Here is a 26,818-nt window from a genome sequence, read left to right as displayed (position 1 = left end):
CTCCAGACCATGGAAAACCAGGTCACTATTGAACAGATCGTGCCACTGATCTTCGCCCTCAGCGCTGTGAGTGTGCTCTTTCTGCTGGGCGCGTTCTTCCTGTGGCGGCGCAACCAGCAAGACCGCCGCGCATCACGTCCCTCCGCTGGCGGGCGTCAGCTCCCGCCCGCGCCACAAAGCAGCCAGCCCGCGCCAGGCGTTCTGGCCCGCATCTGGCATTTCTTCTTTTATACGGAAGAGGAGAAAGCCACCATGGAGGCAAAGCGCACACGCCCGGCTTCATCTACGCCGCTGCCCGCCGGCGCGCGCGGCGCGGCTACATCCCGGCCCGCCAGCGCGCCGCCTGACGCCGTTGAAGTGATGCGCCTCTGGCGCGATGTCACAGATGGAACGCTGATTGTCCAGATCGGGGATCAGAGCTTCCGTAGCCTGGCAGAAATCAGGGTTGCCGGGCACGAGCGCCGCTTCATGGCTGCCCTGCGCGAACTGACCATCATCGCCCGCGCCGTCCCCGCTGAGGCTCCGCCCACGCCGGAGCCGTCCCCTGCGCTGGTAGAGCAACCCGCTCCCCCGGCAGCGCAACCCACCCCATCGGTCAAAATCCCCCCAGCCCCGCCGGTCGCACCGCCGATTGACCTCATTACCGATACCACGCCGCCAGCGGAACCGATCGGCTCGTTTTTTGACAACGTGAGGAAGCTGGTGCAAAGCGGCGGACGGGTCCCCGCGGGCGCGCCCGTGCCGTTAAGCATCCCGGAGCAGATCGATGCGGTGCTCCAGCAAATGCTGCTGCGCACGCCGGAATTCACCGGACGCCGGATTCACATCAGACAGTCCGTCGCAGGGGGCGTACTGATTGAGGTAGATGACAACTCTTACGAAGCCGTCGCCGACATTGCTGACGATGCTGTGCGCGCCTTTGTGCAGGAAGCCATCCGCGAGTGGGAACTGCGCAGCTAGGCGCGGGGGAACGACACCGGGACGATCTCCGGCAGGCCATCGCCCGCCTGGATCAGCCGCCCGGCAGCGATCTGGCTGTCGTGAGAGAAGATCAACAGGGCGTTATGCTCCAGCGCCCAGCGCGTCCAGCGTCGCTTGGTTTCCAACGTGACCAGCGGCTCCACATCGTAGGCAGTCATCCAGCCCAGCCGGACAAAGTGAACGGCCAGCGTTGCCAGATCGCAGACAAACAGCGCCTGCTCACCACCACTTTCCAGGCGTACGCTCATGTGGCCAGGGGTGTGGCCCGGCGTCCGTACGGCGAACACCCCCGGCGCCAGTTCCTCCTGTTCCCGCTCCAGCAGGCGTAGCTGCCCGGCAGCGGCCAGTGGCTGGTAGTTGACCGGGAAGTACGTCGCCCGCGTGCGCTCGTTGGGATGCAAGGCATCTTCGTATTCGCGCCGCTGCACCACATACTCCGCATTGGGGAATACCGGCACAACAGCACCGGATTGGTCGAAGCGCGTGTTGCCTCCGCAGTGATCGGCGTGCAGATGCGTATTGATCACCAGATCAACCTCTTCCGGACGGATGCCCAGGCGGGCCAGGCCGTCCAGCAACCTGCCCTCTGGCTGCTGAAGATGCCAGATCGCGCGCATCTTGGGCGAGAGCTTATCACCCAGGCCGGTATCCACGATGATAGTCTTACCACCAGCCCGCAGCGCCAGACAGTGCAGCGTCATCGGTACCAGGTTGTTCTCATCCGCAGCAACAAACTGGCTCCACAGAACGCGCGGCACCAGCCCAAAGACCCCGCCAGCGTCCAGCCACATCAGCCCATCATTGATCAGATGCACTTCCAGATCGCCGATTCGCAACATTACCCCTCGCCTGTGTTTCCCACTGTCCCCGGAAAGGGCTGTACAGCAGCATGGCGCGCCAGCGCCTCGCGGAGTTCGCTGACCAATCGCGCCTTTTCCGCCAGAGGCAGGAACGAAACCTGTGCTGCCGTGATGATGCTGGCACGCAAATCGTCCGGGCTAAAACCGAGCTGCTCCAGCGCCAGCGCATATTCATCCGTGAGCGTGACGCCGCTGACCGCCGGATCGTCAGTGTTAATGGTCACGGGCAGGCCCAGATCGCGCAGGTCGCGCAGGGGATGCTGCCCGGCGCTGCGCACCGAGCCAGTCTGCAGGTTGCTGGTCGGACAGATTTCAAAGGCTACCCCGCGCTGGCGGGCCAGTTGCACCACCCCCGAATCCTCGATAATGCGCACCCCGTGCCCGACGCGATCGGCGTGCATGTGCTCGATCGCGTCGCGGACGTTCTCCGGTCCGTGCCATTCCCCGGCGTGAATGGTGATCCCCAGCCCGGCTGCCTTGGCTTCCAGGAACAGCGGGCCAAAGGGCCGCGCCGGGAAGTCAGCGTTCTCATGTCCCGCCAGGTCCAGCCCAACCACACCCCGGTCACGGCAGGCCAGCGCCGCCTCGACCGTCTGCAACCCCAGTTCGATCGGCTCGTGGCGGCTGAGTGAGACCACCAGCCCGACGCGGATCGCCTGGCTGCGGGCTGCTTCCGCGGCGGCATCACAGACCCACTCCACCACATCCCTGAGGCGGTAGCGCATCTGGCTGGCCAGCGCCCAGGGCGTAAAGCGCAACTCCAGATAGCGCACCTGATCGGCCGCTGCGTCGGCGATCGCCTCCGCCGTGATCCGCCTGATGATTTCCGGCGAGCGGTAAAAGCGGCGCAATACGTCGAACTTGCTCAGGAAGCATTCCACTGTGCGGGGGTCTGCGGGCATCATCTGGACATACGACCGCAGCCCATCCGGGTCAAGCGCCGGCACGTCCAGGCGACAGGTACGCGCGATTTCCACCAGCGTCTGCAGGCGGATCGCCCCTTCCAGGTGGCGGTGCAGATCCACCTTGGGCATGGCCGCCAGCCAGCGGATGCGTTCAGCGGTCATGCTCACGCTGCTCCGGGCACGGCAGAACCAGCGTAAAGCGGCTGCCCCGACCCTTCTGGCTCTCCACCCGGACCTGCCCGCCATGTGCCTCCATGATCCGTTGGACCAGCGCCAGACCGATGCCCGCCCCGCTGGTTTGAGGCTGCGCCGGGTCCCTGGCCCGGTAGAAACGCTCGAAAATGTGGGACAGATGCTCCGGTGCGATTCCGACCCCGGTGTCCGCGACGCTGATCTCCACCGTGCGTTCATCATCGCTCAGGCGCGTCGCCACAATGATCTTCCCGCCTCTGGGCGTGAACTTGACCGCATTGCTCAACAGGTTATCTATCGCTTGGTTGAGGCGACGGCGATCCGCTTCAATCCAGATCGGCTTCTTCGCCAGACGCAACTCAAAGACCAGCCCCGCCGCCTCATAAGTCACCTGTGCGGCCTGTAAAGCCTGGCGGGCAAGCTGATTGATCTCCACCAGCTCACGTTCCAGCGCAGCCTCAGAAATCTGCTCCAGGCGGAACACATCGCTGATCAGGCGCTCGACAGCCTCCGTCCTGTCCATGATGATCTGCACGGCTTCCTGTTGCGGCGGTTGCAGAGCGCCCAGGTCGCCTTCCTGCAACAGGCTGCCATAGCCCTTAATGTAGGTCAGCGGTGTGCGCAATTCATGGGAGAGGTTCTGCAGCAACTCCTGGCGCAGCTTCTCCAGGCGTTGCAGCTCGGCATTGGCCGCCGCCAGACTACGATTGCGCTCAGCTTCCTGGCGGTAAAGCCGCGAGATTTCCAGCGCCGCGGCGACCTGGGCCGCCGCGATGGTCAGCACATGCTCGTGCTCAGGCAGGAAAGCATTCACCTGGGCACTGTCCAGATTCAGGGAGCCGATCACCCGCCCCTGATAGGCGATCGGCACAGCCATCACGCTGTGCACCTCTGGATCGAAGACCTGCACGCCGGGCGCCACATGGACATCGGGCACATAGATCGGCTGGCCAGTAGCGACCACCCGCCCGGCGATCCCTTCGCCGACCGGAAAGCTCACCCGCCCCAGCCACTCCGGCTTGACTCCCGCCGCAGCCCGGATCGTCACCTGTTTGCCGTCAGGATCGCACAGGGCAATTACACAGGCCCGGCAGCGGAAGATGTCCCGCAGGGTGTTGACAACCAGCGCCAGAATCTCCTCGCTGTTCAGCTGGCCGGTGATCCGCTGTGCCAGTGCATATAGCGCCGAGACCTGCTCCAGCCGGCGGGCCAGCGAATCGTGGTACTGGTTTCTGTCCAGCGCGGCGGCAGCCTGGCGAACAATCAGGTCAAGGGCGCGTCGCTCGTCCTGGCTCCAGTGATGCGCCGACCGGTACAGTACTGCCAGCAGGCCGAATACCTGCCCACCCCGGCGGATAGGCAGCAACGCCAGCGCTGCCGGGGACCAGCCAAGATCCGCCGTCAGCGCCGGGTCGTCGCCCGCCATGCCGATGAAGCGCGGCTCTCCCTGCTGGCTGGCACGGCTCAGCGGGCCATCGCTGACCGGATCGCTGCGAAGCGCAGCCACCCCGGCAGGAGTCCAGGCAGCGACAGGATGGAGATGTCCGGTCAGGCGATCGGCCAGGTATAGCAGTACTTCCTCCGGCTGAAACACGCGCAGGACGGCTTGCCCCACCGCCTCGGCTACCTGGCGATCCTCAAGTGCAGTGCTCAGCCGCATTGAAAAATCCTGCAGGGCGACCAGGGTCTCCAGGCGCGCCGCTGTCTCGCTGTACAGTCGGGCGTTGGCCAGCGCCACCGCTGTTTGCGCGGCAATCGCCTCCAGCATCCACAGGTCTTCTTCGGTATAGGTATCCGGCTCATAGCTCTGGATGGAGAGGACACCAACCACCTGCTCATGAGCGATCAGGGGCGCCAGCATCAGGGAGCGGGGCAGCGGCTGAGTTTTATGGCGGATGTAGGCCACTGGCAGCGGATCGCGCAGTACATCGCGGATAAACAGCGTCTTTCGGTTGTCCACCACCCAGCCGGTCAACCCCTGATGCGGCGGCAGAGTCGGGCCGTCCTCGCACCGACCATCGCTGAAGAACTCCCGCAAGCGGGTCTGTCCTGTCTCGCGGTCATACAGGCCGACCAGAAACACATCCAGCGGCATCAGCCCGGCGATTCCCTCGCGTACTGTGCGCAGCACATCATCCAGGTCCAGGCGGGAGATGACCACGCCAATCCGGTACAACGCGCTGAGGAACAGCAGGCGGCGATACCCCATCGGCAGGCATACCACCATAAAGCCGTCCGCATCAAGCTTCACCACGGTCACCGTGACCGGCAACAGTTCGCCGCTGGCCTTCAGCAGTGCCGCCGCCTGACCTTCCGCCTGGTCATCTGCCTGCTGCTTAAGCGCTGCCCACCAGGCAGCAAACGAGCGGCTGTCGTATGGCTGCAGCAACTCCTGCAGGTGCAGCGCGCCGGGCGGGCCTCCCGGCGCCACCCGTAGCGCTGGCGGCAGGACACCGCCGCGAACCCACCCGTCGGAATCAACAAGCACAGCAACCAGCGCGGAATCCGGCTGGCCCGGTGAGATCATGGATACTGAATCGGGGGGAATCATCGCGCGGCGGGTCGTCTCCTCAGCGCTGGCGTTCGCCAAAGAGCCAGCTCCAGTAACGCCAGGCGACCACCAGGCCAAGCGTTACCCCCAGCGCAAAGAGCAGGTTATTGAGCAAAGTCAGGCGCTCATCCACATAGCCAACGCTCACCAGGCGCCCCAGCGTGCTCACGCCCACCAGCCCGGCAGCGACATAGCACCAGCGGTAATACGGCGGCGTCCGGGTCACCGCACCCAGGCGCTGGCTGAGCAGACCGATGACGACCAGCGTCACCGCAACGCTAGCCGGGCCAAGCATACCCAGTGAGGCCAATACCGCAAGTGTCATGGCGCCTCCTACCGTCCCGCCGTCATCTGGCGGTAAAGCGACAGGCACAGGCCCAGCAGTAGCGCGCCACCGGCGAACATCAGGCCATCCCCCAGCAACGCCTCCCTGCCCTGCGTGGTAATGGCATAGTCCGCGGCAGCCAGCCCAAACAACACTATGGGCAGCACAAACAGCGTATAGCGGGTCTTTTCGCCGGTCAGTCGCTGGTAGAATCGGGCGATCAGTAGCAGGATCGCCAGCAGCGCGGCCAGCGGAAACCATGCGAAGATCGTCAGCACCTGGTTGAGCCGGGCTACATCCATAACACAGCCCCCTGGTGGTCAGTCCCGTCGCGGGCGGCCAAACGCCTGGTCAAATGCCTGGGCCATGCTCGGCACAGCATTGCCGCTCATGATCCCCTGCCGCCCCTCGAACCGCGATTCCACAACCAGCCCGTGCGGCGTGATTTCATACTGGCGGATGTCTTTGGCGTGGTCAGAGCCGCGCAGCTTGAGCACAAGCATCGCTTTGCGCATCACACTGTCAATCTCGACATAGCGCAGCAGGATGTAGCCATCGACCAGATAGGCCACGGGCTTGCCCCCCGGTTCGCCGGCCAGCCCACCCAGCAGCGTCGAAGTCTCCCAGGTCAAAATCGCCGTCAGCCCCAGCCGCTTGAGCGCGTTGATGAAGGTAAACACAGTCTCCCGGAAGGCCAGCCGATCGGGTTCGCCGCGCTGGTCGAGGGCGATGCGTTCGAAATGAGACAGGCTGTCCACCAGGATGCGCCGCGCGCCAATTGCCTGCGCCTGTTGTTCCAGCAGGCCACCCGTGCGCTTGAGATCGGCCAGTGTCACTTCCGGGCTGGTCATGATCACCCGCAGCTTATCCTGCGCTTCCAGCGCACGCAGGTCCCAGCCAAAACCTGCGGCGTCCCGGTAGTACTGCTGCGGAAATTCCTCAAAGGTCAGGACCAGCCCCGGCTCGTTGCAGGCCGTGATCCCGTTGATGATGAACTGCAGGCCAAGCGTGGTCTTGCCGGTGCCCGGCGCACCTTCCACCAGAATCGCCGACTCCGGGAGGAAGCCGCCGTTCAGCATGGCGTCCAGACCGGCGATGCCGGTCGCTTTGCGCTCGATCATGCCATCCCCCGAATCATGTAATACATCGCCTTCACCCGGAACTGCCGGTCCTCGCAGGCCAGGATAAAGCGCTGAATGAGGGCGCGTGTTGCTTCGTCGCTTGTCAGCGTATAGACAGTGATACCGGAGACATCCTGTTTGTTCAGGATGTTTGCTTCCACCAGTTCCTGCAGCGCCGGGGCAATAGCGGACACATCACGACCGGTATAGCGGGCGATGTTCTCGGCGGTATCAACCGTATTGACGTTCTCGTGAAAGAAGCGCACCAGGTCCCACTTGATGAACGAATTCACCCTGGTTCGGAGAAACGCCAGCAGGTGTGGATCGATATCCGCTGCCGGACGCGAAGGTTGATCGTCCTGGTCGGCCATCTTCCACTTCCTTTTCCACGCAATCCGTCGCGCCGTTTTTCTATCCGCACAATCCTGCCGACGCGCTCAGGCAAAATCTCCAGCCCGGCGTACTGCTCACCCAGCCGGACAGACGCTCACCGCCGCCGATTGCCGCTGCGCACCGGCCCACCCCGTTGTGCGCGGCGCTCTTCCTGATCCGCCTGATAGTGGCACTTCTTATACTTCTGGCCGCTGCCGCACCAGCATGGATCGTTGCGCCCCAACTTTTCTTTGTCCGTTGCCCGGATGGGCCGCGGCGCGCCGCCATCTTCCCCGCCGCGCCCGGCGCGAATGTTCTGGACGGTTGGTTGTGGCGGCTGGACAAGCTGCACGCGGAAGATATTCTGCACTGCCCGGCGCTGAATCTCGCCCTGCATCGACTGCCAGATCTCAAACGCCTGCCGCTTGTACTCGACCAGCGGGTCGCGTTGAGCCACCGCCATCAGGCCGATCCCTTCCCTCAGGATATCCAGGTCGGTCAGGTGACGACGCCAGAAGGTATCAATGGCGTCAAGCAGAACGGCGCGCTCCGCCAGGGCCATATCCGCCCCCAGCGCCTGTTCCTTCTGGGCGTAAGCTTCGCGCACGCCCTCGCGCAGCTGCTCCTCGATAGCTTCGTCGTCGAGGTTGTACCAGCCTTCCGGCGTGATGTGGGCGGGGACGGGGAACAGGGCCAGGCACTGCCGGTAGAGTTCCTCCAGGTCCCGTTCGTCAGCGTAATCGGCGTTCAGATATTGCCGGCAAAGCCCCGCAATTTGCTCATCGGCCATCTCCAGCAGCCGGTCACGCAGCCGCTCAGCCTCCAACACCTGACGACGCTGGCGATAGATGACCTCGCGCTGTTTGTTGACCACATCGTCATATTCGAGGATGTGCTTGCGGATGTCGAAGTTGTAGCCTTCCACGCGGATCTGGGCCTGCTGGATGGTCTTGGTGATCATCGCGTGCTCGATCGGCTCATCTTCCGGCAGGTCAAGCCGTTCCATCAGCCCTTTGACTCGCTCACCGCCGAAGCGCTTGATCAGATCATCTTCCAACGACAGGAAGAAGCGCGACTCGCCGGGATCACCCTGCCGGCCAGAACGCCCGCGTAACTGGTTATCGATCCGGCGTGCCTCATGGCGCTCAGTGCCCAGCACAAACAGCCCACCCGCCGCCAGCACTTTCTCGCGGTCAGCGGCGCACTCCGCCCGCGCAGCCTGCAGGGCTGCCTGCCACTGCTCCGGCGTAGCGGTTGTCACATCGATTCCCTGCTTGCGCAACTTCTCGCGGGCCAGACCCTCCGGATTACCGCCCAGCAGAATGTCCACACCGCGGCCAGCCATGTTGGTGGCGATGGTGACCGCGCCAGAGCGCCCGGCCTGGGCGATGATCGCCGCCTCCCGGAAGTGCTGCTTGGCGTTCAGTACTTCGTGTGGGATGCCCACGCGCTGCAATTCGCGAGACAGCCGTTCGGAGGTCTCGATCGCCACTGTACCGACCAGCACGGGCTGCCCCCGTTCGTGCAACTGGCGAATCTGCTCCACCACCGCCCGGAACTTGGCTCGCTCGGTCATGAAGACCAGGTCTTCGTGATCCACGCGGATAACCGGCTCGTTGGTGGGGATGACCGTCACTTCCAGATTGTAGATTTTCTCAAACTCCTCCGCCTCGGTCTGGGCCGTACCGGTCATGCCGGCCAGCTTCTTGTACATGCGGAAGTAGTTCTGGAAGGTGATCGTCGCCAGCGTCAAGTTTTCTCGCTGGACCTCCACGCCTTCCTTGGCTTCAATAGCCTGGTGCAACCCTTCGGAGAAGCGCCGGCCATGCATCAGCCGCCCGGTAAACGCATCAACAATGATCACCTGTCCCTGTTGCACCACGTAATCGACATCGCGCTTAAAGAGCGTCACTGCCCGCAGCGCGTTGTCCAGGTAGGGGATCATGTCGGCGTTGTCGGGATGGTAGAGTTGATCGATCTTCAGGGCGCGCTCGACCTTCTCGACCCCGGCCTCCGTCAGGTAGACGATGCGATCTTTGATGTCGATGATGTAGTCGCCATCCGGCTCTTCCGCCTCGACGCTTTCCGGGCTGCTAGGACGCAGCTTCTTGCAGATTTCGGTGAAAACGCGGTAGTAGTCGGAGGGCTTTTCCGCCGTGCCGGAGATGATCAGCGGCGTACGTGCCTCGTCGATCAGGATGTTGTCGATCTCATCGACGATGGCGTAATGCAGCTCGCGCTGCACCATCTGGTCCAGGCTGAGCACCATATTGTCGCGCAGGTAGTCGAAGCCGAATTCGTTGTTGGTGCCGTAGGTGATGTCGGCCAGGTAAGCCTCGCGACGGCTGACGGGGCGCAGATGCTGGTAGTGATCGTCATCGGAGACGTAAGTAGGGTCGTAGACGAATGAGCCACGCGACGGGTCAGCGGCGGCATTCTGGATCACGGCGGCGGTAAGACCCAGGAAGTGGTAGATCGGCCCCATTTGCTGTAAACCGAATTTGCTCAGGTAGTCGTTGGGCGTCACCAGGTGGCAGCCCTTGCCCTCCAGCGCGTTGAGGTACAGCGGCAGGGTAGCCACAAGCGTCTTGCCTTCGCCCGTCTTCATCTCGGCGATCTTGCCCTGGTGAAGCACAATGCCGCCGATAAGCTGCACGTCAAAGTGGCGCAGGCCGGTTGTGCGCACTGAAGCTTCCCGCACAACGGCATACGCTTCCGGCAGCAGATCATCGAGCGTTTCCCCGGCGGCCAGCCGCGCCCGAAAGCTATCCGTCTTGGCCCGCAGTTCGGCATCGCTGAGCGCCCGCATCTGCGGCTCCAGCGCATTGATCTGCGCCACCACCTCGCGGTGCCGGTTTAGTTCCCGCTCGTTAGGATCGCCAAAGATCGACTTGGCCAGTTTGTTTAGCATGGTTTCTTTTACCCAGCCCAACCGTTACCAGAGAAAAATACCATTCCCTGGCGAGGATTATAGCACACCGCTTCTACGCCCGGATGCAAGAACCACGTTGGAAAGGATGTCAGGCCCGGATGCCCGTATACAGCCCGCGCCCGGTCAAGCCCTGCTCGTCGAATGTCACCGCCAGGCCTGCCGCCCGGAAGGCCCCCAGGTACTCTTCATGGGTGAACAGCATCAACTCATGACGCTCCACGAATGTCTGGACGCCTTCCAGTGTCGCCACCATGTGATACATGTCGATCACCGAGCAGCGGCCTTCCAGGCCGTTGAATGAGAAGCGGGCGATTTTGAGGTCGGGTTGATCAACAAAGTGGGCGCCCAGTGTACCTGCCCGGTAAACCTCCGGAGCCAGCCACGGCTCAATGATCAGCACACCGCCCGGTTCCAGACGGTGGGCCATGTTCCGCACAGCGGCATACATCTGCTCGACTGTACGCAGATAGCCGATTGAACTGAACAGGCAGACAATCGCGCTGTAGCGCCCCGGCAGAGCGAAGTCCAGCATATCGGCGACGTAGTAGGTTGCATCGGGGTTGCGCTGACGGGCGATGGCGACCATCTCCGGGCTGATGTCGAGTCCCTCCAGGCGATAGTACGCCTTCAGGTACTCGTCATGCTTGCCCGTGCCACAGGCGACATCCAGCAGCGCTGCCCCATCAGGGCAACCCGCCCTCTGCAGCAACGTATGGAGGCGAGCCGCCTCCCCGGCATAATCCTTGAAGCCGTAGATCGTGTCATAGTAACGGACCGACTGGCTGAACATCGTTTCCCCTCTTTCAGGCAACAGCCTCATCTACCCGGTCTTGCCTGTGATCTCGGCGGCCAACCGGGCCAGGTTAACGCTGAACGGCGGGCGGATTACGCCGTATTCCGTCACGATCCCCGTGATGTAGTGGTTCGGCGTCACATCAAAGGCCGGGTTGCCGGCGGGCGATCCAGCGGGCGCGATCGGCTGCCCCTGGATGACCTTGATCTCATCCGCGTCGCGCTCCTCGATCTCGATCAGGTCACCGTGCAGGATGGTCATGTCAATCGTCGAGTATGGCGCCACTACGTAGAATGGCACGCCGTTCTCCCGGGCCACCACCGCCAGGTTATACGTCCCGATCTTGTTGGCTGTATCGCCGTTAGCGGCGATGCGATCCGCGCCGACCAGGCACAGGTCTACGCCGTGCCGTCGCATGTAATGGCCGGATGCGCCATCGGCGATGATTGTGTGCGGGATGCCCGCCTGCAACAGCTCCCAGGCCGTCAGGCGCGCGCCCTGCAGCCGGGGTCGCGTCTCGTCCACCAGCACATGCACCCGCTTGCCCTGAAGGAGCGCCGCCGTGCGGATGATGCCCAGCGCCGTGCCCCAGCCAACGGTGGCCAGGCTGCCGGTGTTGCAGTGATGGATGATCGTCGCTCCATCCGGGACCAGTTCCGCCCCGTGCTGGCCGATACGCCGGTTGATGGCGATGTCTTCGTCGGCTATGCGCTGGGCCTCTGCCAGCAGGGCCGCCCGCAGCGCCCCTGCTGATTCCCAGGCGTTGCCTTCAGCCAGGCGCATCATCCGATCCAGTGCCCAGAACAAGTTAACCGCCGTTGGGCGGGAACGGGCCAGCACCTCCCGCGCTGAGCGCAAATCGACCAGTAACCCTTCGACCGTCCCGGCCCGGCTCTGGCGGGCAGCGACCGCCAGCCCAAAGGCAGCGGCAGCGCCGATCGCTGGTGCCCCGCGCACCACCATCGTCCGGATCGCGTCGGCGACGCCCTCAACCGTGTCATAGCGCGCCACCTCAAACTCAAAAGGAATGCGGCGCTGGTCGATCAGGCAGACACAGCCATCCTGCCAGAACACGGTGCGGGTTTCTTCAGTCATCGTCAGGGTTCCTTTCCTCTTGTCAGGCGCCGGCGCAACCGGAGCGCCAGCTGGTCAAACACAAATCGCCGCTATTGTAACGCACCCGCACCACCATTGACGCCCCCTCTCCCCGTCGTTACAATACAAGGCCGATTAACTCATATTTGGACGGGATTAAGGCGGCACACCATGCACTACTACATCTGGACACTGGGCTGCCAAATGAACACTGCCGACTCCCAGCTCCTGGCCTCCGAGCTGGAGAAGCATGGCCACCACGCCACCGAAAACTGGGAAGCGGCTGATATCTGGGTGATCAACACCTGCGTGGTGCGCCAGTCGGCGGAAGATAAAGCCTATGGGCGGCTGTACCAGCTACACGCCCTCAAACAGCGCGATCCCTCGCGCATCATCGGTTTGATGGGCTGCCTGGTCGGCGTGCGCGATCCTCTGCGGCTGCGCCAGAAGCTGCCTTTCGTCGATGTCTTCATGCCGCCTTCAGACCCGCGCCCATTGCTTGCCTTCCTCGCCGATCGAGGCGTTGAAGCCGAGGCGCTGGCAGCGGACGCCGTCGCCCGTGCTCATCGCGATGCCCTGCAGGATGAGGACGATATCGCCAGCGGCGACCTGGTGCTGCCCCTACATGAGCGCAACAGCCTGGTCAGCGCCCACGTACCGGTTGTCTACGGCTGTTCGTTTGCCTGCACATACTGTATCATCCCCTTCCGCCGCGGCGTGGAGCGTAGCCGCCCCGTGGGCGAGATCGTGGCCCACGTGCGCAGTCTGGCCCGTCAGGGCGTGCGCGAGATCACGCTGCTCGGCCAGATCGTCGACCGCTATGGCAAGGATATTTCCGACGGCCCCGACCTCTCCGACCTTCTGCACATCGTCCATAAGGTCGCTGAGGAAGAGGGCGTAGCCCGCATCCGCTTCCTGACCAGCCATCCCAACTGGATGACCGATCGCCTGCTGGACACGGTGGCCGAGCTGCCGCGGGTCATGCCGCATATCGAAGTACCCAACCAGGCAGGCGATGACGAGATACTGGCCCGGATGAAACGCGGCTACACCGCCGAGGACTACCGCCGCCTGATCGCCCGCATCCGCGAGCGCATCCCCGGCGTAGCCATCCACACCGACATCATCGTCGGCTTCCCCGGCGAAACCGAGACGCAGTTCCAGCGCACCTATGACTTGCTGGCTGAGTTACGGCTGGACAAGGCTCACATCGCCAAGTACAGCCCGCGCCCCGGTACAGTCAGCGCCCGCCGTATGGTCGATGATGTGCCGCCGGAGGAAAAGGAACGCCGCCGCAAGGCCCTGGATGATCTGCAGAGCCAGATCGTGGCCGAGATCAACGCCCGCAGCCTGGGCGCAACCGTGCCCGTGCTCTTTGAAGATCGCCACCGCGACAAGTGGCGTGGTCGCACCCCGCAGAACAAGCTCGTCTTTGTGGAAAGCGACCGTGACCTGCATGGTCGGGTGGAAGACGTCCAGATCACCTGGACCGGCCCCTGGAGCATGCAGGGCCGCCTGCTAAACGATGTACCTGCTGCCACGTCAGGGGACACGATCGCGCTGGCGATCACTCGCTGATTGCCCCCTGCCCGGCGATCATCGCGGCGGCCTACACCCGGCCGCCGTTGCTTTTTGGGCTATAATGGGCGCATCACCGCCGCCGATCCATATCTATGACCGGCACGCTGGAGGGCACCGCGATGACCGCTGTCGATATCCGCCGGCTGGCCAGCCGACGGCTCGGCCAATACATCCTTGAGGAGCTGATCGGCCTGGGCGGCATGAGCGCCGTCTACCGCGCTTACCAGCCCGCCCTGGCCCGCGAGGTCGCCATCAAGGTCCTGGCCACCCAACTGGCCACCGATTCCGACTACCAGCAGCGCTTCGCCCTGGAAGCCCGCACCGCCGCCGCGCTGGAACACCCCCACATCGTCCCTATCTACGACTACGGCACTCAGGATGGCCTGCTGTATGTGGTCATGCGGCTGCTCACGGGCGGTTCGCTGGCCCAGCGTCTGCGCTACAGCCAGGAGGGCGGCCACCCGCTGCCTTCCGTCGGTGAAGTTGCCGATCTGCTGGACGCCCTGGCGGACGCGCTGGCTTACGCTCACGGGCGTGGGATCATCCACCGCGACATCAAGCCGAGCAACGTCGTCTTTGATCACCAGGGCACGCCGCACCTGGTGGACTTCGGCATCGCCCGGATCATGAATGCCGACCTCAGCCTGACCGCCGCCGGGACGACCATCGGCACGCCCAATTATATGGCCCCCGAGCAATGGCGCGACGAGCCGCTGACCCCGGCCGTCGATCAGTATGCGCTGGGCATCCTGATCTTCAACACCCTGACCGGCCACCTGCCCTTTGAAGCCACCACCGCCCACATCCTGATGCACAAGCATCTCAACGAACCACCGCCGTCAATACATACCCTGCGCTCCGACCTGCCGGAGGCGCTCTCGCCAGCCGTGGAGCGGGCACTGGCCAAGCTCCCGGCGGAGCGGTACCCGGCAATCGGGGATTTTGCCACAACCTTTCGCACTGCCGCAGGCGCGAGCCTCGGCGAACCGACAGGTTTCTTCACCTTTTCCCTGCCGGCCAGCGCCCTGGCCCTGCAACCGACTCCTCCTGCCGACGCCGTCGCTGCCCCTGCCGCATCCATGGCTCAGGCGGTACCGCTGGCCGCACCCGGCGGTGTGACCATGGCCGCCGATGTCCCTCCCCTGCCGGAAGACTCGCTGGCCGCCGTGCCGGGTCAGGCGGAACCCCCTTCCCTGCCGGAATGGTCGCGGGCGATGGCTGCGTCGCCGCAGGCCGCCCCGGCGCGTCAGCCCGCTGACAGCCATGCCCGGCCTGCTACACCCGCTGGTGCACCCGCTGTAACGCCCGCCGCCGCAGCACCACCCCGCAAGCAGGCAGCGCGTCAGGTCCTCGGCAACACGCCACCCCGTCCCCGGCGCCGACCCGCCACAACCCTCAACCGGGTTGCCCTGGTGATCTGGTTACTGGCCCTGGCCGCGATTATCGCCCTGATCGTCTTTGTCCTGACTATCCGGACGATCAACGCCGGGCGACTGGTCAGCCTCATACCAGACTCGCTGCTGTTAGCGCAGGGCATCGCGACGGCGGTAGTGGGCGCTCCCCCGGTAACTGGGTATTTTCGCTTGGCGATGGTCAGCCCGCCTGATCCGTGAGCGGATCAAAAACAGCCGGGCTGGTTCCCGGCTATCCGGCCACAACTCCCGCTGTTGCGCTCAGGCAGACTGGCCATCATCCTGCAGCGAATCGGTATCGATCAGCCGTTCAGCGGCGCTCTGGATGCCTTCGATCAGCGTGTCGAAGATCGAGGGATCAGTGCTTTCCAGGGCAAAATCGCCGGGGGGCGGCACTTCTACTTCCTCTCCCTTGACCGGATCGCCCAGCTCTACCACCCCGGCCTGCAGCAGACTGATCACCACCCGGCGGACTTCCATTGCGTCCATCTGGTTCTGCCGGGCGATCTGGCGGATGCTGACTCCCGGCTTGATTGACGAGATCACGCGCCAGGCTCGCGCGCTAAGCCGGGTGTGCTGCAGCCGCTCGTCGACATCCGGCGTAAAGCGCAGCGTCGCACTCAGGTTGGGCAATTCCTGGGTCATGCGCAGCACTTCCCGAACATGCGAGCCGTGTTCCACCAGCACATCGCCCAGATCGACCGAGACGGTGATGTGATCGTCCAGCGCAGGTGTCTGCTCCTCAAACAGGAAGGAGCCATCCGTCCACATCAGCACAGTATGGATGTCTTCTTTGAGTTGCTCGGTGAAGGCTTCCACGATGTCCGCTTTGGTCACAAAATCGCCCTCGATCAGCAGCAGGGCCTGGGCCTTCTCGTTCACGTCCTTGAGCCGGTTTTGAATCCAGTGCGCCTGCATGGGACTGAGCTTGCCCGTCCGCCGCAGCAGGGCCACCAGATCGCGCACCTCCACCATGCTGAGCACGGGCTTCCCCTGCTGGAAGACTATCCGCGCCCGTTTGAGTGAGGTACTGGTGGTGACCGAGGTCGGCTGGCCAAGCTCTTCAGGATTATCCGGCACATTGGCAAAAATGGTCAACGTGCCGGATTTCTGGGCCAGGTTAATCAGGTTGAGGATCTGGCTGGTGCTGAAGTCTTTAAGATTGCCCTGGAGTGTCACGCGAGCCACCTCCGATAATCACATCGTCTTCGCATAAGATTGATGAATAGCGTTTACCCGCCATAATGGCGGGCGCCTGGAGCGCCGGCTGGCCAATAATGTGCAAAGCCGTTGCCCCCTGCAAACTTCTAACCGTACTATACACAAAAACCGCCGTGGTGCAGAAAGAAAAGAGTAAAGATCAGCCTTGCCTGTGCCACCACGCTACTTCTATATTAGCACACAGGTCAAGCCCGCGCCCGGAAGACTCGCCCCGCGCCGCTGCGCCATGATAGAATCAGACCAGCAAACATCAACCGCTCTCCCGGCAGCTTCATCGCCGAGGATAGCTGATCAGGCAGCGAATGAGGAGCATTCCGTGAACCAACTGCAGCGGTGGCGGCGTATGCTGATGATACTCGCGGCGCTGGCATTCGGGGCGCTGGGCTGCAACCTGACGGCTCTGCTGCCAGGCGCAGGAGGCGTGGTCACGCCAACCTCGCCCCTCAGCGTGCCCAATGTGGTGATCAACAGCCCACCGAATGGCAGCGAAGTGGTGATCGGCCAGGAAGTGCTGGTGCAATCAACCGCCCAGGATAGCATCGGAGTCACCCGCGTTGAGTTGCGTGTCAACAGCTTCATCGTCAATACGGTCAGCGCCCAGTCGAGCAACGGCGAGCGGTTGTTCTCCGTCATTCAGTCCTGGATTCCGAACGAAGCCGGGGTGGCGAATCTGGAGGTCATCGCTTACCGCGGTCTGATCGCCAGCGCACCGGCGCGGATCACGTTGCTCGTGCGGCAGAACGCGGCCCAGATCACCGCCACGCTGCCGCCGCCGAGCGGTGTCACCCTGCCTCCGCCTGAGGATCGCACCTGCCGCGCCCGTGTGGAAGTCTCCGGCCTGAACTTCCGTACCGGCCCTGGCACCAACTACCCCATCCTGCGTGTGCTGGAAGCTGGCACACTGGTGGATATCATTGGCCGGTTGGGGGACAATAGCTGGTGGCAGGTACGCAGCGGCCTGGAAATCGGCTGGCTGAGCGCCACCTACACCAGCGAATCGGGCGATTGTAGCCTGATTCCGGTGGCTGTGCCGCCGCCCAGCCCCACCCCACGCCCGGCTACCGCCACACCCACGGCAACCTTCACGCCCAGCCCGATTCCCGGCTCACCCACACCGACCTCCTCGCCCACGCCCAGCATCCCCGACCTGGTCGTGAGCACCATTACCGGCCCGGAGGTGCTCCAGTTGAATGCCACAGGCACTGTCGGAGCGCGTTATACCGTCCGCGTCTATAACCAGGGCACAGGCAGCAGCGGGCAGTTCACCACCAGCTTCCGCCAGCCAGATGGCTCGGTCATCCAGTTGCCGATTGTTGTCAACCTGGCCCCGGCGCAGTACGCCGACCTGGGCGTGGATGTGCTGTTCACCGCCTCTAACACCTACCGTCTGGAGGCCTTTGTGGACAGCGGCGCGCAGGTGGCAGAATCCGACGAAGGCAACAACATCCGCACATTAAACGTGGTCGTCACCACGCTGCCCGGCCTGTTGATCACCCTGCCGGGCGGCGGGCTGGCCCTGACGCCGGTGGGACCATGACCTGCGCCGCCCCAGGCAACCGTCGCTGTGACCGGCGGGTGGGGATCATACTGGCGTCGCTGATCCTGCTGGCCGGGCTGGCCTGCAATCTGGTCGGTGGCGGCCCTGCCGGAACACCTGCCCACCCCCCGACCGCTGTTCCGCAAGGCCGCCCGCAGGTTGTGGTGCTGTGGCCGCCCAGCGGCAGCGAATTCGTCGTCCGCAACGAGGTGACCGTGCGCGTCAACGCCACCGACAGCGTCGGGATCACCCGGCTGGAATTGCGCTCGGCCACGGCCATGCTCAGCAGCGTGCCCTCACCGGAGCGCAACGGCCAGCCGATCATGGACGCCATCCTCTCCTGGACACCCACACGCGCCGGACAGCATGATCTGGAAGTGATCGCCTACCGGCGCGACGTCGCCAGCGAGCCAGTTCCCCTGACACTGATCATCCGGCAGCGCCGCGCTGATGTGCTGGCCACGCCTGTCCCCTTCGGCGTACAACCAGCAGCGGCCCCGGCGGAAGCGGGGACAGCCTGCCAGGTGCGCGTCAACATCGGTAACCTGCGCTACCGCAGTGGGCCGGGCACCACCTACACGGTTCTCGGTCTGTTGGAACTGGGCGAGGTGCTGGCCGTCACCGGTCAGAATGCCGCCCGCACCTGGTACCGTATCAATCGGGGCGGCCAGGTTGCCTGGGTCTCGGCTGATCCAGCCTATAGCACAGCTCTGACCAGTTGCGCGGCAGCGCCGATCGTCGACTGAGCGGGGGTGCGTTGACGCTGCCTTGGCGCAGGACTACAATGGGTTCGGCACAGGGACGAGGGAGCACATGTTCAGCCGGATACTTTTCGTTGACAGCGAAGCCGCAGCCCTGGCCCGTATCACGCGGGCTATTGAGCGCACTGGCCTGTACGAAGCAGATGCCTTTGTCACCGGTCAGGCCGCCCTGGAACACGCAGCGCTCCATCCACCCGATCTGGCGGTCATCGCGCTCAATCTGGGCGATATGCCGCCAGTGGCGCTGGCTATGCGCCTCCGGGAAATCCGCCCCGGCCTGCCCATTGTGCTGCGTGCGGCTACCGAGCCAGACACCGAGACTATGCGCCTGCTCAGCCCGCAGGGAGTCGTGCGCGGTAACTATGCCGCCCGTGAGGTGCTCCCGCTGCTGGAATACGCCCTGACCGAAGGGCAGTCTCTGGCAACCCGGGTGGACTCTTTGCGCACGCCAGGGGAAAAGCCGTCACTGCTGAAGCGAAGCGAGTCGCTGGCCGGGCCGCCCGGAGGCCAGCCAGTCACCCCGGTTGAGGAGCCACCCCTAGCGGACGATAGCTTCCTCCGCCTGGCGGCGGAAGAGCCGCCCTTGCCGGGCCTGGAAGACAGCGGCACAATCAGCGATCTGATCGCCGTTGCCAGCGCTGCAACACCACAGGATCATGCCGGTGTGATTGACATCCCCGAAGAGATGATTGAAGAAACGCCTTCCACCGCCCTGGCCGATACCGCCGAACTCGTCGCCAGCACTGCCTCCCCCGATCGCGCCGGCCCTGCACCGCTTCCGCATCTGCCTGCCGCCAGGACACGCCCTGTCCGACCGGGCGCCGAACCGACCAGCGCGGATATCCGGGCCGCTGCCCTGGCCCTGGAACTGACCCAGCATACCCTCGAATCAGCGGCACAGGCCAGCGTGCTGATCCAGCAGGGCCAGGTTATCGCGGTAGCTGGCCAACTCCCCCCCGAAGAGGTGCGCCGGCTGGTCGAGGTTATTGACTGGCAGACGGTGCTGGCGGAAGGTACTACCAAGATCAAGTTTGCCACGCTGCCGGAATCGCGAGCCAACTACATGGTTGTAGCGGCCCCGACGGTCGAGGACATGGTGCTGATGACGGTCTACCCGGAAAATATGCACCTGCGTACCATCCGTCAGCAGACGCGGGCTATTGTAGAGGCCCTGTCACGCACAGCTCACATCCCACCGGAAGAACAGACACCGTCCGCCAGTGGGGCTGCTGAACCGGAAATCGCCGCGCCCATGCCAGAAGCGCCCCCTGCACAATCTCCTGCGCCTGTGCCTCCCTCTGCCGCGCCGGAATCGCCCCCTGCCCCCGGGGAGAACGCCCCCCGGCCAGCACGCACTGTGGCGGATGCACGCCGACCGGCGGAAACCAGTAAACAGGAAACCTATGCCTGCGCCTGGATCCTGCGCGACCCGGCCGGCGAACTTGACCCGGACACGATACGGGCGCTGGCAACCACTTTGAATGGCGTCCTGGCTGGACGTAGCTGGACTTCCGAGCAGGTTGAAGTCCAGCCGGATTACGTGAGCATCGTGCTCAGCATCCCGGCGGAGGAGGCGCTTTCCCGCGTCATCCAGACGCTGATGGGCGAAACTGCCCGCTGCGTGGCGGCATTACGCCCGGAACTGGGATCAGCGGCGGATATCTGGGCCGACGCCTATTATATGGTCACGCCGGGCCGCCCCCTGACCGCCCAGGAAGTCACCCAGTTCATCAGCTACCAGCGCCAGACCTGACCACCGTGCCCTCCAGACGTTTGCGTGACCGGAACACCTGTTCTATACTGGAGCAAAAGGTAACGCGGCGTCCACGCACCTGACTGCGCCCGCGCCGCCCGGAAGCGCCAGACCCGGAGAGTGATTGCTCATGCCAAGTGCAGCCAAACGCCCAACCCTGATCATGATTGACGGGCACGCCCTGGCTTACCGCCAGTTCTTCGCCCTGCCCCTGGAATCCTTCAGCACACACGGCGGCGAGCCGACCAACGCCACCTTCGGCTTCGCCCGTACCCTGCTGGATATCCTGGAAAAAGATCGTCCTGATTACCTGCTGGCCACCTTCGATCGCGGGCTGAGCGGGCGTAATCAGCTTTATCCTGACTACAAAGCCACCCGCGACAAAATGCCTGACGAATTGCGCATCCAGATGCAACGCATCCACGAACTGGTGGAAGCGTTCAATATCCCCCTGCTGAGCATCGACGGCTACGAAGCCGACGACCTGCTTGGCACGCTGAGCGATCAGGCCGTTGCCCAGGACCTCGATGTGTTGATCGTCACCGGCGACCGCGACCTGCTCCAGCTCGTCACCGAACGCATCCATGTCCGCCTGCCCGCTGCCCGCCGCACCGGGAATGGCGATCAGGTCTTCGACCCGGTAGCTTTCCGCGAGACCTATGAAGGCCTTGAACCGCCGCAACTGGTCGACCTGAAGGCTCTGATGGGCGATCCTTCCGACAACATCCCTGGCGTCAAAGGCATCGGTGAGAAAGGCGGCATTAAGCTGCTCAAGGCATACGGCTCGCTGGAAGGCATCTACGCGCATCTGGCTGAATTGCCAGCCGGGCAGCGCCAGAAACTGGAAGAAGGCCGCGAAATGGCCTTCCTCAGCCGCGAACTGGCCCGCATCCGCCACGACGCGCCGGTGACGCTCAACCTGCCTGCCTGCATCGCCCAGGATTACGACCGCGATCGCGTCGCCGAGTTGTTCCGCACCCTGCAGTTCCGCAGCCTGATCGGTCGACTGGCTCCAGCGGGCGAAGCGCATGCAGCCCCTGGCGTTACCAGGCAGCTCAGCATGTTCACCGCCGCTGAGGAAGCCGCGCCGCCAGCCCCCCATGGCGGGGTAGGTGCTGCCATTGCCACCACCGTCATCGTCCAGGACGAGGAGGCACTGACCGAACTGGTCAGCAAGCTGAAGGCCGCCTCCGCCATTAGCTTTGACACGGAGACGACCAGCACCGACCAGATGCAGGCCGAGCTGGTGGGCATCTCGCTCTCTACGGACGGGGAGACCGGCTACTACATCCCGGTCGGCCATACCCCGCCGCCCGGCGCCAGGCAGGAGCCGCTGCTGGAGGAAGCAGCGTTGCGCCAGTTGCCACTGGAACAGGTGATCGCAGCGCTACGCGACCCGCTGGCGGATCCGCGCATCCCCAAGTACGGGCACAATGCCAAATATGACCTGATTGTCCTGCGCCGCTACGGGCTGGACGTGACGCCGATCCGCTTCGACACAATGGTGGCGGAGTGGCTGTGCGACCCGGACAGCCGCAACAAAGGCCTCAAGAATCTGGCCTGGATCCGGCTGGGACTGGAAATGACGCCGATCACCGATCTGATCGGCAGCGGCAAGAACCAGATCACCATGGATCGCGTACCCATCCCTGCGGCGGCTTCCTACGCCGCTGCTGACGCCGCTGTGACCTTCCGCCTGGTAGCGCCACTGCGCGCTGAACTGGAGGAAAAGCGCGTCCTTAAGCTGTACGACGATCTGGAGATACCTCTTCTGCCCGTCCTGGCTGATATGGAGATGGCCGGTATCCGCCTGGACACAGCTTACCTGGCCCAGATCAGCGCCGAACTGGCTGCGCGTCTGGCCGCGCTGGAACAGGAAATCTACGATCAGTCAGGCGGCTACGGGCCGTTCAATATCAACAGCCCCAAGCAACTCAACGATGTGCTGTTCGGCAAGCTCCAGCTTCCGGCGGAAGGCGTCCGCAAGACCACGCACGGCCTTTCCACTTCCGCCGACGTGCTGGAAGACCTGCGCGATCTGCACCCTATCATTGGCCTGATCCTGGAACACCGCGAACTGACCAAACTCAAGGGCACCTACGTCGATGCGCTGCCGGAACTGGTCAACCCGCACACCGGGCGGCTACACACCAGCTTCAACCAGACCGGCACAGTCACCGGGCGGATCAGCAGCGACAACCCTAACCTGCAGAACATCCCCGTGCGGACGGAGCAGGGCCGCCAGATCCGGCGGGCTTTTGTCGCCCCGGAAGGGCACTATTTGCTATCGGTCGATTACAGCCAGGTCGAATTGCGCGTCCTGGCGCATATTAGCCAGGACCCAACCCTGCTGGAAGCCTTCCGCCAGGGCCAGGACATCCACCGGACGACTGCTGCAACCGTCTACGGCATCCCCTTTGAAGCGGTAACTTACGACCAGCGCCGCTTCGCCAAGAGCGTCAACTTTGGCCTGCTATACGGCATGGGCGCCTTCCGGCTGGCCCGGGATAGCAACCTGACGCTGGCCCAGGCAGAAGCGTTCATCCAGGCCTATTTTGAGCGCTTCCCGCGTGTCCGCGCCTACCTGGATGAGACCAAGCGCCTGGCGGCGTCACAGGGCTACCTAGAAACGCTGCTGGGCCGCCGCCGCTACTTCCCGGAATTACAGGCTTCTGCCAGCAGCCGGGCCAGTGCCATCGCCCGCCAGCGGGCCGAGCGCCAGGCGATCAATATGCCTATCCAGGGCACGGCGGCGGACATCATGAAGCTGGCCATGATCCAGGTCCAAAAGCGTCTGAAGGCCGGCGGGTATCCGGCCCGGATGCTCCTGCAGGTGCATGACGAACTGGTGCTGGAGGTAGTTGAAGAGGCGCTGGAGCCGGTAGCCCGGCTGGTGATCGAGACCATGGAAGGGGCCTTTGCCCTGGATGCACCGCTCCGCGCCGATGCTCGTTACGGCCCCAACTGGCTGGACATGCAGGACTTCACGGCGTAGCTGGGCGGTCACCTACACAGGAGGTCAGACTGACAGACCATCCCAACGGGGGCAGTGAATTTGCCTCCTCACAGCACGGGGGCGTGGGTGAGGTCGCCCGGCTCTTCCTCAAGCTGGGCTTCACCGCGTTCGGCGGGCCAGCCGCGCACATTGCCCTGTTCCGAGAGGAAGTCGTAGTCCGCCGCCGCTGGCTCAGCGACGCGCATTTCCTCGATCTACTGGGCGCGACCAACCTCATTCCGGGACCCAATTCCACTGAGATGGCAATCCACATCGGCTATGTGCAGGCCGGCTGGCGGGGATCAGTTGCGGCAGGTGCGGGTTTCGTGCTGCCAGCGGCAGCCATCGTTCTGGCGCTGGCCGTGCTTTACGTGCACTACGGATCAACCCCGACAGCCACCTGGTTGCTTTACGGCATCAAGCCCGTGATCATCGCCGTGATTGTGCGCGCCCTGTGGGGATTACTCAGGGCCGCGGTCAGGGATGGCCTGCTGGCCGGAATCGGTGTGGCTGTGTTCCTGCTCTATCTCGCTGGGCTGAACGAGATTGTGCTGCTATTCGGCGGCGGACTGCTGGTCATGCTGGCCCGGAACGCTGCGCGGCTGCGGCGCTGGCCCGGACAGGGCTACATCCTCTCGGCGCTGGGCCTGCCGTGGTCGCTGCTGGTCCCGGCGGCGACTTCAGCCGTGCCGGTCTCGCTCGCCACCCTGTTCCTGACCTTCTTCAAGATTGGTGCGGTGATGTATGGCAGCGGTTATGTCCTGCTGGCTTTCCTGCAGAATGACTTTGTAGAGCGGCTGGGCTGGCTGACCAGCCAGCAGCTGCTTGATGCGGTAGCGGTAGGCCAGTTCACGCCAGGCCCGCTATTCACCACGGCCACCTTCATCGGCTTTCTCGTCGCTGGCACGCCGGGCGCGGTGCTGGCTACCCTGGGCATGTTCCTGCCCTCGTTCGTTTTCGTCTGGCTGTCCAACCCGTTCATCCCCCGTTTGCGCCGGTCCCCCTGGCTGAGTGGGCTGCTGGACGGGGTGAATGTCGCGGCGCTGGGACTGATGGCCGCTGTCACCGTCGAATTGGTCCACAGCGCACTGGTCGATGGGCTTACGGTGATCATCGCCCTGGTAGCAGCCGTCCTGTTGATCCGACTCCGAATCAACGCAACCTGGCTGATCATCACCGGTGCAATCATGGGGTTGCTGCGCTGGCTGGTTGGCTGAAGCGGGCACCGCATGAGCCTGACCGGCGGTAAGAGGGAAAGGATGTTGTGAAATTGCCTGAAGAAAAGGGCGGGGTTTTCGTGCATCGACGTTTGTTTTTGTAGCCCGTTTCTGTCTATAATAAGCCTATCCGCTTTCGGCTGGCGGAGAGTAAGCGTCACAGGCCGTGTCGCGCGCACGGGCGAACCTGTGGCCGCCAGATAGATGTTCTCTCCAAAGAGTGTTAAGCATGTTCTGCGGGCACGGAAAGGAGAGCGCTACCGCCGAGATCACCCCCTCACCCATGCTTGCCGGGGCGCAGGCTGGCCGGCAACGGGTTGTTTTGCCTTTGTTCCGTACATAAAGTCTCTGGGAGGAGCAATACATGTTCAAGAGAAGCCTCCGGGTTCTACCCGCAATGGTGATCATCGTGACGATGATCGTGGGCGCGCTGCCCACTTTTGCTTCTGACGCCGAGATCACCTTTACCGGCCTGCTGCAGCAGGAAAAAGAGTACATCACCCATTACACCGCGGAACACAGCGGCTCCCTGATTTCCTCTCTCGACCCTCAGGTGGCGACCGACAGTGTCTCGATTGACTACATCGAGAATCTGTTCCTGGGCCTCACCAACAACAATCCCCTCACCGGGCAGATTGAGCCGGAACTGGCAACGTCCTGGTCCTATGATGAAGCTACTTACACCTGGACTTTCACCCTCCGCGATGATGTGCCCTGGGTAAAGTGGGACCCGGCGACTGACACCGCCACCGAACTGCGCAAGGTCGTTGCTGGCGACTTTGTGACCGGCATCCGTCGCGCCTGCGACCCCAACAACCCCTCGCTATACGCTGAGGTCGTTGGCTCCACCATTGCTGGCTGCCTGGAGGTCTACAAGATGGACCCGGCCAGCGTCACGCCGGAAAGCTTCGAGGCGATCGGCGTCGAAGCGCCCGATGACACCACGCTGAAGATCACCCTCTCCGGCCCCATCGGCTACTTCTTCTCGATGAGCGGGATGTGGGTGCTGCGCGCGGTCCCTGGCGAGGTCATTGAGCAGTTTGGCGAGCCGGTGGGCGGCAGCACGTGGACGCAGCCCGGTAACATCGTCACCAATGGCCCGTTCGTCCTGGATGAGTGGGAAAGTGGCGTCCGCCAGGTGCTCATCCGCAACCCGCTCCTGCCTGCTGACCTGCAGGGGCCTGGCAACATTGAGCGCTTCGTGGACATCAATGTGGAAGATGCGGGCACGATCTACGCTCTCTTCCAGGACGGCCAGATCGACTTCTCCGGCGTCCCCTCAGCCGAGCTGCAGAATGTCCTGGCCGATCCGGAACTGTCCAAGCAGGTTGTGCAGGTGCTCAGCCTGTCCGTCTTCTACTTCGGCTTCGCCCACGACAAACCGCCGTTTGATAACGTGCATGCCCGTCGCGCCTTCAGCGCTTCGATCAATCGCGAACTGCTGGTCTCGGAGATTCGCGGCGGTCGCGGCGTGCCAATGATGCACTTTGTCCCGCCCGGCATGTTTGGTGCGGTCAACGTCAACGAAGTCGGCATCAACGGGGAAGGCATCGGCTACGATCCGGCCTACGCTCAGGCGGAGATAGAAGCCGCCGGCTATCCCAACTGCCAGGGCTTCCCGGAGTTGAGCGTGGTGACCTACCAGGGCTGGGCGCCCTACGCCGAGTTCCTGCAGGCTGAGATCGAGAACGTCCTGGGTTGCGACCCAAGCCTGTTCACGATCGAGCAGCAGGAATTCTCCGTGCTGCTGCAGACCACCCGTGCTGAAACGCCCACCGAAGAGCGCCCGAATCTGTGGTCGCTGGGCTGGGCGCCGGACTACGCGGACGCCAACAACTGGTTCTTCGATGCTGGCCTGCACTGCGAATCCAGCAACGACTTCATGCGCCCATGCGATGAGGTCGATGACAAGATCATCCAGGCCCAGACCGAAAGCGATCCAGAAGTTCGCGCGGCCCTCTACCGTGAGATCGAAGAGGACTTCTTCGGTTACGACGGTCTGCACCCGATCATGCCGCTGTTCATGCCTGCCTCCTTCTATCAGCTTGCCCCCTGGCTGGACAAGCCGATCGAGACCGACGGCCTCTTCGGCGGCAACCATTACGACTGGATCAGCATCGATCCTGAGCTGCAGGCAGCGGGTCGCGGCGGCTAAGCCACGCCCGGTTGCAGCAGCAGATCAGCGCCCGGCGGTTCGCCCGAATCGCCGGGCGT

At 63.7% G+C, this 26,818-nt stretch carries 20 protein-coding genes; 9 read left to right on the top strand and 11 right to left on the bottom strand.

Annotation, left to right across the window (positions count from 1 at the left end; genetic code table 11):
- The first annotated feature begins 9 nt into the window (after window positions 1–9).
- Window positions 10–960 carry a hypothetical protein gene (locus HPY64_04835; GenBank protein NPV66454.1) on the top strand — a complete coding sequence of 317 codons (951 nt, stop codon included), beginning with the start codon at window positions 10–12 and terminating at the stop codon, window positions 958–960.
- Here HPY64_04835 and HPY64_04830 read toward each other — a convergent pair.
- The 10 genes from HPY64_04830 to mtnA all read right to left on the bottom strand — a co-directional run bounded on the left by HPY64_04830 (window position 957) and on the right by mtnA (window position 12,127).
- On the bottom strand, window positions 957–1,820 hold the full coding sequence (locus HPY64_04830; GenBank protein ID NPV66453.1) for an MBL fold metallo-hydrolase: 864 nt from the start codon (window positions 1,818–1,820) through the stop codon (window positions 957–959). The genes HPY64_04835 and HPY64_04830 overlap by 4 nt on opposite strands.
- The gene (add, locus tag HPY64_04825) at window positions 1,820–2,908 is read right to left on the bottom strand and encodes an adenosine deaminase (protein NPV66452.1); all 1,089 of its coding nucleotides are present in this window, start codon (window positions 2,906–2,908) and stop codon (window positions 1,820–1,822) included. The genes HPY64_04830 and add overlap by 1 nt, the downstream gene beginning before the upstream one ends.
- Window positions 2,898–5,528, bottom strand: coding sequence for a GAF domain-containing protein (locus HPY64_04820; protein NPV66451.1), 2,631 nt, complete (start codon window positions 5,526–5,528; stop codon window positions 2,898–2,900). Before HPY64_04820 ends, add begins: the two co-directional genes overlap by 11 nt.
- Complete coding sequence (locus HPY64_04815) at window positions 5,509–5,814, bottom strand: hypothetical protein (protein ID NPV66450.1); 306 nt, start codon at window positions 5,812–5,814, stop codon at window positions 5,509–5,511. Before HPY64_04815 ends, HPY64_04820 begins: the two co-directional genes overlap by 20 nt.
- Window positions 5,815–5,822: 8 nt before the next feature.
- Complete coding sequence (locus HPY64_04810; GenBank protein ID NPV66449.1) at window positions 5,823–6,116, bottom strand: hypothetical protein; 294 nt, start codon at window positions 6,114–6,116, stop codon at window positions 5,823–5,825.
- A gap of 18 nt (window positions 6,117–6,134) precedes the next feature.
- Window positions 6,135–6,935, bottom strand: a complete 801-nt coding sequence (locus HPY64_04805; protein NPV66448.1) for an ATPase — start codon at window positions 6,933–6,935, stop codon at window positions 6,135–6,137.
- Window positions 6,932–7,306 (bottom strand): hypothetical protein, encoded by a 375-nt coding sequence (locus tag HPY64_04800; protein NPV66447.1) that lies wholly within the window; start codon window positions 7,304–7,306, stop codon window positions 6,932–6,934. Before HPY64_04800 ends, HPY64_04805 begins: the two co-directional genes overlap by 4 nt.
- Before the next feature lie 116 nt (window positions 7,307–7,422).
- Entirely contained in the window at window positions 7,423–10,218 is a 2,796-nt protein-coding gene (gene secA / locus HPY64_04795; protein ID NPV66446.1) for a preprotein translocase subunit SecA, read from the bottom strand.
- A gap of 109 nt (window positions 10,219–10,327) precedes the next feature.
- A complete protein-coding gene (locus HPY64_04790) occupies window positions 10,328–11,029 on the bottom strand; it encodes a class I SAM-dependent methyltransferase (protein ID NPV66445.1) in 702 nt (233 codons plus the stop codon).
- 30 nt (window positions 11,030–11,059) lie between these two features.
- Window positions 11,060–12,127 (bottom strand): S-methyl-5-thioribose-1-phosphate isomerase, encoded by a 1,068-nt coding sequence (gene mtnA, locus HPY64_04785; GenBank protein NPV66444.1) that lies wholly within the window; start codon window positions 12,125–12,127, stop codon window positions 11,060–11,062.
- A gap of 171 nt (window positions 12,128–12,298) precedes the next feature.
- Here mtnA and miaB point away from each other — a divergent pair, with 171 nt between their 5' ends.
- A complete protein-coding gene (gene miaB, locus HPY64_04780) occupies window positions 12,299–13,705 on the top strand; it encodes a tRNA (N6-isopentenyl adenosine(37)-C2)-methylthiotransferase MiaB (protein ID NPV66443.1) in 1,407 nt (468 codons plus the stop codon).
- Window positions 13,706–13,827: 122 nt separating this feature from the next.
- Complete coding sequence (locus tag HPY64_04775; protein ID NPV66442.1) at window positions 13,828–15,321, top strand: serine/threonine protein kinase; 1,494 nt, start codon at window positions 13,828–13,830, stop codon at window positions 15,319–15,321.
- A 60-nt stretch (window positions 15,322–15,381) separates the two neighbouring features.
- On the opposite strand, the gene HPY64_04770 is transcribed toward HPY64_04775, so the two are convergent.
- Window positions 15,382–16,299, bottom strand: a complete 918-nt coding sequence (locus HPY64_04770) for a DUF4388 domain-containing protein (GenBank protein ID NPV66441.1) — start codon at window positions 16,297–16,299, stop codon at window positions 15,382–15,384.
- Window positions 16,300–16,657: 358 nt separating this feature from the next.
- Between HPY64_04770 and HPY64_04765 the strand changes: the two genes are divergently transcribed.
- From HPY64_04765 to HPY64_04740, 6 genes are all read left to right on the top strand, one after another.
- On the top strand, window positions 16,658–17,878 hold the full coding sequence (locus tag HPY64_04765; protein NPV66440.1) for an SH3 domain-containing protein: 1,221 nt from the start codon (window positions 16,658–16,660) through the stop codon (window positions 17,876–17,878).
- Window positions 17,875–18,624, top strand: a complete 750-nt coding sequence (locus HPY64_04760; GenBank protein NPV66439.1) for an SH3 domain-containing protein — start codon at window positions 17,875–17,877, stop codon at window positions 18,622–18,624. Before HPY64_04765 ends, HPY64_04760 begins: the two co-directional genes overlap by 4 nt.
- A gap of 67 nt (window positions 18,625–18,691) precedes the next feature.
- Entirely contained in the window at window positions 18,692–20,392 is a 1,701-nt protein-coding gene (locus HPY64_04755) for a hypothetical protein (protein NPV66438.1), read from the top strand.
- Window positions 20,393–20,522: 130 nt separating this feature from the next.
- Window positions 20,523–23,387, top strand: coding sequence for a DNA polymerase I (polA, locus tag HPY64_04750; protein NPV66437.1), 2,865 nt, complete (start codon window positions 20,523–20,525; stop codon window positions 23,385–23,387).
- A complete protein-coding gene (chrA, locus tag HPY64_04745) occupies window positions 23,357–24,604 on the top strand; it encodes a chromate efflux transporter (GenBank protein NPV66436.1) in 1,248 nt (415 codons plus the stop codon). Before polA ends, chrA begins: the two co-directional genes overlap by 31 nt.
- 364 nt (window positions 24,605–24,968) lie before the next feature.
- Complete coding sequence (locus HPY64_04740; GenBank protein NPV66435.1) at window positions 24,969–26,759, top strand: peptide ABC transporter substrate-binding protein; 1,791 nt, start codon at window positions 24,969–24,971, stop codon at window positions 26,757–26,759.
- Window positions 26,760–26,818: the final 59 nt, after the last annotated feature.

This window comes from Anaerolineae bacterium (assembly GCA_013178165.1).
Lineage (GTDB): Bacteria > Chloroflexota > Anaerolineae > Aggregatilineales > Ch27 > Ch27.
The sequence above is the reverse complement of the archived record's forward strand: the minus strand, read 5'-3'. Positions and strand labels throughout refer to the sequence as shown.

Coding starts and splice junctions, on each gene's coding strand:
- HPY64_04835 (NPV66454.1), top strand. CDS start 10: ATGGAAAACCAGGTCACTATTGAACAGATCGTGCCACTGATCTTCGCC.
- HPY64_04830 (NPV66453.1), bottom strand. CDS start 1,820: ATGTTGCGAATCGGCGATCTGGAAGTGCATCTGATCAATGATGGGCTG.
- add (NPV66452.1), bottom strand. CDS start 2,908: ATGACCGCTGAACGCATCCGCTGGCTGGCGGCCATGCCCAAGGTGGAT.
- HPY64_04815 (NPV66450.1), bottom strand. CDS start 5,814: ATGACACTTGCGGTATTGGCCTCACTGGGTATGCTTGGCCCGGCTAGC.
- HPY64_04810 (NPV66449.1), bottom strand. CDS start 6,116: ATGGATGTAGCCCGGCTCAACCAGGTGCTGACGATCTTCGCATGGTTT.
- HPY64_04805 (NPV66448.1), bottom strand. CDS start 6,935: ATGATCGAGCGCAAAGCGACCGGCATCGCCGGTCTGGACGCCATGCTG.
- HPY64_04800 (NPV66447.1), bottom strand. CDS start 7,306: ATGGCCGACCAGGACGATCAACCTTCGCGTCCGGCAGCGGATATCGAT.
- secA (NPV66446.1), bottom strand. CDS start 10,218: ATGCTAAACAAACTGGCCAAGTCGATCTTTGGCGATCCTAACGAGCGG.
- HPY64_04790 (NPV66445.1), bottom strand. CDS start 11,029: ATGTTCAGCCAGTCGGTCCGTTACTATGACACGATCTACGGCTTCAAG.
- mtnA (NPV66444.1), bottom strand. CDS start 12,127: ATGACTGAAGAAACCCGCACCGTGTTCTGGCAGGATGGCTGTGTCTGC.
- miaB (NPV66443.1), top strand. CDS start 12,299: ATGCACTACTACATCTGGACACTGGGCTGCCAAATGAACACTGCCGAC.
- HPY64_04775 (NPV66442.1), top strand. CDS start 13,828: ATGACCGCTGTCGATATCCGCCGGCTGGCCAGCCGACGGCTCGGCCAA.
- HPY64_04760 (NPV66439.1), top strand. CDS start 17,875: ATGACCTGCGCCGCCCCAGGCAACCGTCGCTGTGACCGGCGGGTGGGG.
- HPY64_04755 (NPV66438.1), top strand. CDS start 18,692: ATGTTCAGCCGGATACTTTTCGTTGACAGCGAAGCCGCAGCCCTGGCC.
- polA (NPV66437.1), top strand. CDS start 20,523: ATGCCAAGTGCAGCCAAACGCCCAACCCTGATCATGATTGACGGGCAC.
- HPY64_04740 (NPV66435.1), top strand. CDS start 24,969: ATGTTCAAGAGAAGCCTCCGGGTTCTACCCGCAATGGTGATCATCGTG.